At 66.3% G+C, this 9,407-nt stretch carries 13 protein-coding genes; 8 read left to right on the top strand and 5 right to left on the bottom strand.

Annotated features, from left to right (window positions below; genetic code table 11):
* Positions 1-106: 106 nt before the first annotated feature.
* Positions 107-679 (bottom strand): YbhB/YbcL family Raf kinase inhibitor-like protein, encoded by a 573-nt coding sequence (locus tag CFB49_RS29835; protein ID WP_089493122.1) that lies wholly within the window; start codon positions 677-679, stop codon positions 107-109.
* A 584-nt stretch (positions 680-1,263) separates the two neighbouring features.
* On the opposite strand from CFB49_RS29835, the gene CFB49_RS29830 reads away from it, so the two are divergent.
* From CFB49_RS29830 to CFB49_RS29810, 5 genes are all read left to right on the top strand, one after another.
* Positions 1,264-1,596: a DUF2322 family protein gene (locus tag CFB49_RS29830; RefSeq protein ID WP_069620322.1), complete on the top strand. Its 333-nt coding sequence runs from the start codon at positions 1,264-1,266 to the stop codon at positions 1,594-1,596.
* Between the two features lie 112 nt (positions 1,597-1,708).
* Entirely contained in the window at positions 1,709-2,536 is an 828-nt protein-coding gene (locus CFB49_RS29825) for a hypothetical protein (protein WP_069620354.1), read from the top strand.
* 142 nt (positions 2,537-2,678) lie between these two features.
* Positions 2,679-3,311 carry a LysE family translocator gene (locus tag CFB49_RS29820; protein WP_089493121.1) on the top strand — a complete coding sequence of 211 codons (633 nt, stop codon included), beginning with the start codon at positions 2,679-2,681 and terminating at the stop codon, positions 3,309-3,311.
* Positions 3,312-3,524: 213 nt separating this feature from the next.
* On the top strand, positions 3,525-3,866 hold the full coding sequence (locus tag CFB49_RS29815) for a type II toxin-antitoxin system RelE/ParE family toxin (RefSeq protein WP_069620324.1): 342 nt from the start codon (positions 3,525-3,527) through the stop codon (positions 3,864-3,866).
* Complete coding sequence (locus CFB49_RS29810) at positions 3,853-4,140, top strand: helix-turn-helix domain-containing protein (protein WP_069620325.1); 288 nt, start codon at positions 3,853-3,855, stop codon at positions 4,138-4,140. Before CFB49_RS29815 ends, CFB49_RS29810 begins: the two co-directional genes overlap by 14 nt.
* 66 nt (positions 4,141-4,206) lie before the next feature.
* On the opposite strand, the gene CFB49_RS29805 is transcribed toward CFB49_RS29810, so the two are convergent.
* From CFB49_RS29805 to CFB49_RS29795, 3 genes are all read right to left on the bottom strand, one after another.
* Positions 4,207-4,881, bottom strand: coding sequence for a YebB family permuted papain-like enzyme (locus tag CFB49_RS29805; RefSeq protein WP_089493120.1), 675 nt, complete (start codon positions 4,879-4,881; stop codon positions 4,207-4,209).
* A gap of 148 nt (positions 4,882-5,029) precedes the next feature.
* The gene (locus CFB49_RS29800) at positions 5,030-5,599 is read right to left on the bottom strand and encodes a hypothetical protein (RefSeq protein ID WP_089493119.1); all 570 of its coding nucleotides are present in this window, start codon (positions 5,597-5,599) and stop codon (positions 5,030-5,032) included.
* A 225-nt stretch (positions 5,600-5,824) separates the two neighbouring features.
* A complete protein-coding gene (locus CFB49_RS29795) occupies positions 5,825-6,283 on the bottom strand; it encodes an Lrp/AsnC family transcriptional regulator (protein WP_006486309.1) in 459 nt (152 codons plus the stop codon).
* A gap of 125 nt (positions 6,284-6,408) precedes the next feature.
* Between CFB49_RS29795 and CFB49_RS29790 the strand changes: the two genes are divergently transcribed.
* The 3 genes from CFB49_RS29790 to surE all read left to right on the top strand — a co-directional run bounded on the left by CFB49_RS29790 (position 6,409) and on the right by surE (position 8,415).
* Positions 6,409-7,143, top strand: a complete 735-nt coding sequence (locus tag CFB49_RS29790) for an AzlC family ABC transporter permease (protein WP_089437504.1) — start codon at positions 6,409-6,411, stop codon at positions 7,141-7,143.
* Complete coding sequence (locus CFB49_RS29785; protein WP_069620329.1) at positions 7,136-7,444, top strand: AzlD family protein; 309 nt, start codon at positions 7,136-7,138, stop codon at positions 7,442-7,444. The genes CFB49_RS29790 and CFB49_RS29785 overlap by 8 nt, the downstream gene beginning before the upstream one ends.
* A 191-nt stretch (positions 7,445-7,635) precedes the next feature.
* Positions 7,636-8,415 (top strand): 5'/3'-nucleotidase SurE, encoded by a 780-nt coding sequence (surE, locus tag CFB49_RS29780; RefSeq protein WP_089493118.1) that lies wholly within the window; start codon positions 7,636-7,638, stop codon positions 8,413-8,415.
* A gap of 59 nt (positions 8,416-8,474) precedes the next feature.
* Here surE and CFB49_RS29775 read toward each other — a convergent pair whose 3' ends face one another.
* Positions 8,475-9,308, bottom strand: coding sequence for an SDR family NAD(P)-dependent oxidoreductase (locus CFB49_RS29775; RefSeq protein ID WP_089493117.1), 834 nt, complete (start codon positions 9,306-9,308; stop codon positions 8,475-8,477).
* Between the last annotated feature and the right edge of the window lie 99 nt (positions 9,309-9,407).

The following is a 9,407-nucleotide window of genomic DNA, read 5'->3' as shown; positions in this document are numbered from 1 at the left end:
GCCGGCGACGCCTGTGCGCGTTTCGTAAATGACACGCAAGGTATCGCAGTCCCGACATCGAGCGCGCGCGAAGCGAGCCAGACGGTGTCGTTTCACGCCAGGCCGCTCACTCTGCCGCGCGGTGATACATCGCAACGTATCGTGCCCGCGCAATCACTTTTCCGTGCATCTGATATGCAACGAGGGCGGGGCTCGATGTGGCGTTCACGTCGATACTTGGAACGGCAAGCGCCGACGCCGTAACGATGTATCGGTGCGACGCTCCACGAGGCGGGCAAGGCCCGCCGTATTTCGGCGCCCCGAAGTCGGTCAGCGTTTCGACGGCCCCCACCGGCATCCGCTTCGGATTGCCGGAGGCGCCCTTTTCGATCGACGCTTCCGACGCCGGGATATTGACGACGCCCCAATGCGCCCAGCCCAACCCGCCGGTCGGGGCATCGGGGTCGTGAATGGTCACGACGACGCTTTTCGTTCCGCGAGGAAGATGGGACCACGATATGCGTGGCGAGACGTTGCCGCCGTGGCAGCCAAATCCGCCGTAGACCTGTTCGTTCGCGAACTGGCCATGGTTCAGGTCGTCGACTTTAACGGAGAACACGCCCGCAACGGCGAGTGTCGGCACGATCGACAAGAGCATCGCGGAGCAGATGATCGATCGTGAAAAGAAACTGAATTTCATGGTGTGCTCCGTTGAAAAGGAGAGCGTTTCCGCGGCAGGCAAGAACGATCCAGCCGAACGAAGCGAACGGGTTGCCGGCTTCGTTGCGACCGATACGTCGGGTTGGACCGGGGACAAGCCGTGTACAACCCGTGCTGCAACAAATTGTAGATTTCGGCTCCTGGCGTTAGTAGCGCCCCCAACGTGCTCACCGTGTTGCCTTGATCGCAACAATTGACGACGGGCAAGCCTCGAGAGTGCGATCGCGACCGTCGCGCCTTGCGGGACGTTCCCGCTCGCCTGCAATCGACCGACGTGCGCATCGACGATCGAAAACCAGCACCGAGGACGAACGACATTAGCGGGTTGCGCTCCAATGTCGCCGGTGCAGGCGCCATCATCCTCAATGACATCCGTCACTTCACGACATGTTCGTGCTGCGTCGCGGCAAACCTGCAAGCAGCGCCAGTGTTCCGGGGAAGAGTCGACGAATTCGATGGTCCGCCCCTGTGCAAACACTCGGTTCCGTCGAAAAGAGCATCGCGGCGAATCAGATAACATACAGGCGACTACCTTTCCATGATCGAACCGACGGAGTGTTTTCAGTGATTCAAGCGACCTCAGTATTCAAGGACAACCTCGCGCAACTGCCGGCCATCGACGGTATCGCGCGCATCGATCTCGCCGGCGCGAACGGCGATGTGGTCGCGACCATCGAGAACCAGCCGGGCAAGCAGGGCTCGCTCGCGGTGTACAACTATCTGAAGCAGGTATTCGGCACGCTCGACGCGAAGGCGGCCGAACACGGCCTCGCGGTGTTCGCCGAGCATACGGCCGACGCACGCAATCGGCCGGGCGCGCACCCAAACGTCGATCGTCTGCTGGCGATCGTCGCCGGCGGCGAAGCGCTGCGCATCGACGTCGTCGCGAAGGGCTGACCCGTTGACGGCGCGCATGCGGAAAACCGCGATCGTCGCGTCCGTATTCGCTTCTCCGGCGACCGCCCGCGTGGCGCGCTTCATTGCTCTGGTCTCGGCCCACCGCTTCGCCATGACCAACGCGATCGCGGCCGTTGCCTTGACCGCGCTCGGTGGCACCGCTTCCGCTGGTCCGCCGCGGACGGCCTCCGAGATCGCCGGCGCGTCGCTCGTGCCGCTCGGCGTGCTGCCGCATGCGCCGGAGAAGGGTTCGCTCGATCCGTTCTGCGCGCGATATCGCGCGAAAACGACTACGGCGGCCGGCCGCGAGGTCGCGCAGCGCGACTGGATCGTGACGTCCGAGGCACCGCTCGGGCGCTACACGGTCGTCACGTTCGCGAGCGGATTCAACGCCGGCACGAGCGCGATCTGCTTCGCGCGCAACGGCAATATCGGCGTATTCGACGGCGCGACGCTCGTCGCGCTCGCCTACACCGCACGCAAGGCCGGCTGGCAGCTCGGCTCGGCCGATCGTCTGGAAAACGGCGCGCTGCTGATCTGGGGCGGCGACGGCCCGGCGCCGCCCGTCGGCGAACTGCACGAACAAAACGGCGAACTGCGGCTGACTCCCGTCGCCGCCGAAAGCACACACTGCAACGGCCGCGCGGTCGTGCCGAACGTGTACGGCAAGCCGCTCGACGCGGCTCGCAAGATACTGATCGCGCATGGCTGGCAACCGCTGCGTCCGCGCGATAAACCGGACGCGATGGACGGCGCGACGACGCTCGCGAAGCACGGCATCGTCGAAGCCGAAGCGTGTTCGGGCACCGGGATGGGGTATTGCGCGCTGCGCTACCGGAACGCGGCCGGCGTGCTCGGCGTCACGACGGTGGGCGGCGAGCCGGATCGGCCTTCCGCGAATACCGTGATCGACTATCAGGTGGCCTGTCGCAAACAGTGAGCGGCGCGCACGCCGCGCGTGCGCGATGCACGCGTCGCGCGATCCGTGCCGTCCGGCCATCGTCCGTTCGCTCGATTGACCGGCCTCGCGCGCCCTCCTAAACTGACTTCCCTTTTCCGCCGCACCCGCAAAAGGGACTGCCATGATCGACCTCTCCACGCTCGCGCTGTTCTCCGGCGCGTGTCTCGCGCTGACCGTTACGCCCGGCCCCGACATGTTGCTGATCGCGTCCCGCAGCGTGAGCCAGGGGCGGCGCGCCGGCTTCGCGACGCTCGCGGGCATCCAGGCCGGCACCTACTGCCACGCGCTCGCGGCCGCGCTCGGTCTGTCGCAGCTCTTCGTCGCGGTGCCGCTCGCGTATGACGTCGTGCGCTTCGCAGGCGCCGCCTATCTGCTGTATCTCGCGTGGAAGACCTTCCGCTCGGATGCGACCGCGCTGTCGCCCGTCGCGTCGCAACGTCGGCGCTCGACCGCGACGATCTTTCGCCAAGGGCTGACGACGAACCTGCTGAATCCGAAGATGGCGTTGTTCGTGCTCGCGCTGTTCCCGCAGTTCGTGCGGCCCGAGCACGGCTCGATCGCCGTGCAGATTCTCGTGCTCGCGACGGTGCTCAACCTGATCGGACTCGTCGTGAACGGCGTGGTGATTCTTTCCGCGAGCCGGCTGAGCCAGCGGATCGGCGCGCGCCGCCGGCCGTCGAAGGTGCCGCAGTATCTGCTCGGGTCGGTATTCGTGGGGCTCGCGGCGCGGCTCGCGGTGGCGGGGCGGAACTAACCCCGTCGCGATTCGTGGTACTCGGTCCACGCTGACACCGAATCACACGGCCTTCCTGAACCGGTTTTCCCGAGCGCGCTCGGGTCCGTACATCGTCACCGATCTCTCCGACCGAAGACAGGCGGTCACGAACTCCCCTCACGTCCGACCACCGCGCTTGTCCGCCTTTGCGGACGGCCACCGCTCTCGCATTTTCATAACATATTTGTTACCATGCCAACTCATGGTTACGAGATCCAGTTCTTCAACGAGCGTGTAGCGGCGGGCGTCGCGTCGTTGCCGACTACCCTGCTTGCCCGGTACTTTGCACTCGCTGACCGCATGGAACGGTACGGCCCGAATCTCGGGGAGCCGCACTCCCGATCGATGGGAAATGGCCTGTACGAAATGCGATTGAAAGGCGTGGAAGGTATTGCCCGAGTGTTTTACTGCGCGATCGTCGAGCGGCGTATCGTCATGCTCCACTGCTACGTGAAGAAGACGCCCAGGACGCCGCTGAAGGAACTGGAAATCGCGCGTCGTCGATTGAAGGAGGTTCGGGATGGCAACGTATAAGGAACTCCGCGAGCGGGCATTGGCCGACCCCGCCGTGCGTACGGAATACGAGCGATTGAATCGCGAGGAATTCGCGCTGCTCGACGCGATGCTGGCCGCGCGGCGAGAGGCTGGCTTGTCGCAAGCCGATGTGGCGGAACGAATGGGCACGAAAGCGCCCGCCATTACTCGACTCGAGCGCGCGCTCGCCACGGGGCGGCATTCCCCGTCCATCGATACGCTGCGCAAATATGCGGCGGCTTGCGGCAAGACGCTCATGATCTCGTTCGCCTGAATCACGCACCACATCAAGCCTCGCAGCGCATCGGCGAATGTACGGCCGCTGCCGGATCGCGCGTGTTCAACCATCCGCCTCGCGTTCGCGCGTATCCGCGACGACACGCAACTTGTCGCTCTCGAACAAGCTCGCCGGCGTCACCGTGCGGCGACGCCACGGAATCCGGCCGAAGTACCAGATCTTCCAGAAGCCGAGCGGATGACCGGGATTCCGGCGCAGCAGCATGTCGAAGGTCTCGACGTCGCCGAGCACGATCCGCGTGGCATCGCGCACGATCTCGCGCACGAAACGCGAGCAGAACTGCCGGCGCGACGCGAGGTTGAAACCCGTGTCGTACACCACGCCGATCCTGCGCATCGCCGCGTCGACGAGCCGTCGTCGCTGCGCGGCATCGAGCGGCTGCGTCAGCCGCGCGACCACGCATGCGCCGCGGTCGGAACGCGCGACAAACCGCGACATCGTCGTGACGCGCGACAGCGGAAACGTGCTCTCCGCGATCAGCGCCTCGCCGCCGCGCTCGCCGACGACGATTCCAACGTGATTCGTCCATGAGCGCGTCGCGCTCGCCACTTCGAGAAACGGCCGCACGGTGACGCGGATGAAGACGATGTCGCCGATTTCCGGTTCGACCGGCAACGGCATCGCATGCGATTCTGGCGAACCGGCGGAAAGGAGGCGCCCGCGGCGTGCGTCGGGCGATCGGACCAGAGACGGCTGGCGGCCGGTGTCGACGACCATACGAGTCTCGCGCAAGTGAACATGGCGCGAGCATGGCAGGCGTTGCCGCGCGCCGCATCCGCTTCATGCGCGAGGGTGCGAATCCGCGCCGCCGGGTGGCGGATTTCGATACCGGCACGAGGCGCAAGGCGCCGAAGCGTGGAAGCCGTCAGTGCGTCGCCCCCAGCGCGACGCGCAGCCGCTCCATCAACTGCGTGTAATGCCGCAGCACGTCGTCCTTCGGCACGACATTCGCGGTCGAGAAACGCTCGGACCACACCGGCTTCCACTCATACGAACCGTGCACGCTGCGGTCGCCGTCGGGCGCCTGGATCAGCGAGCGGATCCGCGCGTCGCGGCCCGGCCCCGTGTGCATTTCGAACAGCGCATGGATGAACGTGTGATACGCGTCATACACGTCGTCGTCGAACAGGTAGCGGTAGATGTGGAACGTGCGGTCGAGCTCGCGCTTCGCGCGGATCACGTCGTCCGGCGAGATGTCCTTCCAGTAGCCGATCCACGTGTAGAAGCACAGCAGCGCATTGAGCTGCGGCGCGACCGTGTCGTACAGCGCGAGCCGCTTCTCGATCAGCCGCTGGTTGGTCCACTGCACGAGTTCGAGCCGCTTCAGCCGGCGCGCGACGAGCCAGCCGAGACAGGCGACCGACAACGGCGTCAGCACGCCGAGCACGAGCTTGACGATTTCCAGCGAATTCCACGGCGTATTGAATGGCTGCATGTAGGGCTCGACAGGAAGAAACGCATTCACGGCAACGCACGACCCGGCGCGCCACGCAGCGCCGTTCGGCCGATCGCGTCGGCATAGACCGTTAGTTGCTTGCACATCGAACACCGCATGACTGCGCCGGCAATGCATGCGATGCGACTCGCTCCGCCAGTTTATCGGGCGATTGTCACCGCGGCACGACCGCTCGTCGACACGCCGCCGCGCTACCGCCCTGCTTCAGGTCGGTAGCGCCGACGTGAGCTTGACCTTCTGCATCGGAATGTCGGTCTTCACGCTCAGCACCCCGGGAATGCGCGTCAGGTATTCCATCTGGAAGCGCCGGTAATCGTCGATGTCGGCCGCGACGACGCGCAGCAGGAAATCGCAGTCGCCTGCCATCAGGTGGCATTCGACGACTTCCGGCATCTGCTGGACGGCCTCGGCGAAACGGTTCACCGATTCCGCGTCCTGCCCCTTCAGCCATACGCGCGTGAAGATCGTCAGCCCCTTGCCGACCTTCGCCGGGTTCAGCACGGCCACGTATTTCTCGATCACGCCGGCTTCCTCGAGCAACCGCACGCGCCGCAGACACGGCGACGGCGACAGCCCGACCTCGTGCGCAAGCTCCACGTTCTGCATGCGGCCGTCGCGCTGCAGCGCGCTCAGGATCCGGCGGTCGATAGCGTCAAGTTTCATTTGGCATCCGATTCCAAAAAATTCTGGTATCCCACGTTCAATGCCAAATTCTGAGAAAAATCTGGCGACAACGCAACCCGATTCGAGTCAAAAAAGCAGACAATCCCTTCCCCGAAGGAGGAGTAATGAGCAGTAGCGTTTCAACGTCGTCCGGGCTTCGCGACAGGCCCGCCTATGTCGCCGAGATGGGTCGCGGTTTGCGCGCGGCGCTGCCCGTCATGCTGGGTTTCGTGCCGTTCGCGCTGGTGCTGGGCGCGCAGGCCGCGCAGAAAGGGCTGAGCCTGTTCGAGGTGCCGATGATGACGGGCCTGAACTTCGGCGGCGGCTCCGAATTCGCGGCGATCCATCTGTGGACGTCGCCGCCGCACATCGCGCTGATCGTCGCGATGTCGTTCCTCGTGAACTCGCGCCACATCCTGATGGGCGCCGCGTTCGAGCCGTATATCCGTCGCCTGCCGCGCCGCCGCGCGTTCGTCGCGCTGTTCTTCATGTGCGACGAGAGCTGGGCGATGTCGCTCGCCGACGCGCGCGAGCGCTCGGCGACGCACATCAGCGTGTCCTATTACGCGGGCATCTGCATCGGGCTCTACCTGACGTGGATCTCGATGACGACGCTCGGCGCGGCGGTCGGCCCGACGATCGGCAACGTCGAACAGTACGGCTTCGACATGGCGTTCACGGCCGTGTTTCTGGTGCTGCTGCGCGGGATGTGGAAAGGGGTGCGTGCGAGCCGCCCGTGGTTCGTGAGCCTCGTCGTCGCGGCAGCCACCCATCTCGCGCTGCCCGGCGCGTGGTATGTCGCGGCCGGCGCCGGCGCGGGGCTCGTCGCCGCGCTGCTGTGGGAGCCGCGCGATGCCTGAGCTTCCGGATTTCGGCACCGTCGCGACGATCGTGCTGATGGCGTCGACCACCTACCTGTCGCGCATCCTCGGCTACGTGCTGCTGCGCAACCGCACGCTGAGCCCGCGGATGGCGTCGGTGATGGAGAACGTACCCGGCTGCGTACTGATTTCGGTGATCGCGCCGGCGTTCGTGTCGACGCGCCCGGCCGACCTGCTCGCGCTCGCAATCACGCTCGTCGCGGCGACGCGCCTGTCGATCCTGCCGACGGTCATCGTCGGTGTCGTGTCGGCCGGCCTGCTGCGTTATCTGCTCGGCTGAGCGGGTTCGGCTTGCCACACCGGCACCGCACATTCGACGACACGATAAACGGGCGCGCGATGCGCCCGTTTTCGCGTCCGCGCCAGCCGGCGCCCCGGGCGTGACACGACGATCCTCGCGCCGGAGTGCTAGCCTTGTGGCTTGCGCCACGCCGTACTCCCCTCTCATTGCCCTTCACGAGGATCGTCCCGATGCAAGCAACCCGCCCGCTGTTCGACCGTGTCCTGCTCACCAACGACGACGGATTCGACGCGCCCGGCCTCGACATACTCGAACAGGTCGCCACGCCACTCGCGCGCGAAGTGTGGATCATAGCTCCAGCCGAGGACCAGAGCGGCACGTCGCATTCGCTGAGCCTGCATGAACCGCTGCGCGTGCATCGCAAGGGCGAGCGGCGCTTCGCGGTGCGCGGCACGCCCGGCGATTGCGTCGCGATCGCGGTCAGCCACCTGATGAAGGGCGCGCGGCCCGACGTCGTGCTGTCCGGTGTGAATCGCGGCGCGAACCTCGGCACCGAAACGGTGTTTTCCGGCACGGTCGGCGCGGCGATGACGAGCATGCTCGTGGGCGTGCCGGCCATCGCGCTGAGCCAGGCCTTCATCGATCGTAACGCGGTGCCGTGGGGAACGGCGCTCGCGCACGCGCCGGACGTGATCCGCCGGCTCGTCGCCGCCGGCTGGGACAGCGACGCATGCCTCAACGTGAATTTCCCGCCGCGGCCGGCCGACGACGTGCGCGGCCTGAAGGTGACGAACCAGGGCGCCGGCACGCTGCAGGGCGTCGAGATCGTGTCGGGACGCGATCCGCGCGAGATCGACTATCACTGGCTGAAGCTCGCGCGCGCACCGCGCGACGACGATGCGGATTCGGAAACGGTCGCGCTCGGCGAAGGGTATATCTCGGTCACGCCGCTCAAGTTCGAGCGCACGCACGATCAGGCGCTCGCGCGGCTGCGGTCACATCTCGGCTGATCGCAAGCGCCTTCGAATGGCGCCGGCGGTTGCGCATGCGATGTCGCCGCGTGACCGCATCACGTCAGATTCAACCCGCCGTCGAGCATCACGATCTCGCCCGTCACGTAATCGGACGCGACGAGCATCGCGACCGTCTGCGCGATATCGTCCGGCGTCGCCGCGCGACGCATCGGCGCGCGTTCGCGCCAGAGCTGCTGCGCGTCCGTCCAGTCGGCGGTCAGCGGCGTATCGACGAGCCCCGGCGCGACCGCATTGACGCGAATCGCGGGAGCAAGCGTGCGCGCGAGCAGCCGCGTCGTGTGATTGAGTGCAGCCTTCGCGGCCGCATACGGAATCGACGCGCCCTTCGGCCGCACGCCTGCATGCGAGCTGACGTTCACGACGCACCCGGCCCGCCCGCGCGACGCCGACTCGCGCAGCGCGGCCTCCGCTTCGGCCACCAGCCGGAACGGCGCGATCACGTTGATTTCGTGCATCTCGCGCCACACGTCGGGCGTGGCCGCCGCGAGATCGTCATGCGGAATCACGCGGCTGACGCCCGCATTGTTGACGAGTACGTCGAGCCGGCCGTGCACCGCGAGCGCGTCGCGGATCAGCCGCACGCGTTCGGCATCGTCGGCGAGATCGGCCTGCACGTACGCGCCGCCGAGTTCGCGCGCCATCGCGCGGCCGGTGTCGGCCGAACTGCGCGAATGCAGGATCACCACATAGCCGTCGGCCGCCAGGCGACGCGCGACGGCCGCCCCGATCCCCGACGTCGAGCCGGTGACGAGCGCGACCGGCCGGTGCATGCGCGACGCGCGCGGCTCGCCGGCGGCTTCGGTTTCTGGAGCGGTTTCGGTTTCGGTTTCGGCGATCGGGGCAGACATCGGCGGCAGCGGCGCGTCCATGGCGTGGGACCTTGTCAGTGGCGTTCCCGCATCATAAGCGCGACGGGGTCGCGGGAAGCGAATTCATCCTCATTGGCCGAACGGCCTGCTCCGGTGATA

The sequence above is a fragment of the Burkholderia sp. AU17457 genome, assembly GCF_002223255.1.
In the GTDB taxonomy this organism is placed as follows: Bacteria; Pseudomonadota; Gammaproteobacteria; order Burkholderiales; family Burkholderiaceae; genus Burkholderia; species Burkholderia sola.
The sequence above is the reverse complement of the archived record's forward strand: the minus strand, read 5'-3'. Positions and strand labels throughout refer to the sequence as shown.

Coding starts and splice junctions, on each gene's coding strand:
- CFB49_RS29835 (WP_089493122.1), bottom strand. CDS start 679: ATGAAATTCAGTTTCTTTTCACGATCGATCATCTGCTCCGCGATGCTC.
- CFB49_RS29825 (WP_069620354.1), top strand. CDS start 1,709: ATGACCAACGCGATCGCGGCCGTTGCCTTGACCGCGCTCGGTGGCACC.
- CFB49_RS29820 (WP_089493121.1), top strand. CDS start 2,679: ATGATCGACCTCTCCACGCTCGCGCTGTTCTCCGGCGCGTGTCTCGCG.
- CFB49_RS29815 (WP_069620324.1), top strand. CDS start 3,525: ATGCCAACTCATGGTTACGAGATCCAGTTCTTCAACGAGCGTGTAGCG.
- CFB49_RS29810 (WP_069620325.1), top strand. CDS start 3,853: ATGGCAACGTATAAGGAACTCCGCGAGCGGGCATTGGCCGACCCCGCC.
- CFB49_RS29805 (WP_089493120.1), bottom strand. CDS start 4,881: ATGGTCGTCGACACCGGCCGCCAGCCGTCTCTGGTCCGATCGCCCGAC.
- CFB49_RS29800 (WP_089493119.1), bottom strand. CDS start 5,599: ATGCAGCCATTCAATACGCCGTGGAATTCGCTGGAAATCGTCAAGCTC.
- CFB49_RS29795 (WP_006486309.1), bottom strand. CDS start 6,283: ATGAAACTTGACGCTATCGACCGCCGGATCCTGAGCGCGCTGCAGCGC.
- CFB49_RS29790 (WP_089437504.1), top strand. CDS start 6,409: ATGAGCAGTAGCGTTTCAACGTCGTCCGGGCTTCGCGACAGGCCCGCC.
- CFB49_RS29785 (WP_069620329.1), top strand. CDS start 7,136: ATGCCTGAGCTTCCGGATTTCGGCACCGTCGCGACGATCGTGCTGATG.
- surE (WP_089493118.1), top strand. CDS start 7,636: ATGCAAGCAACCCGCCCGCTGTTCGACCGTGTCCTGCTCACCAACGAC.
- CFB49_RS29775 (WP_089493117.1), bottom strand. CDS start 9,308: ATGGACGCGCCGCTGCCGCCGATGTCTGCCCCGATCGCCGAAACCGAA.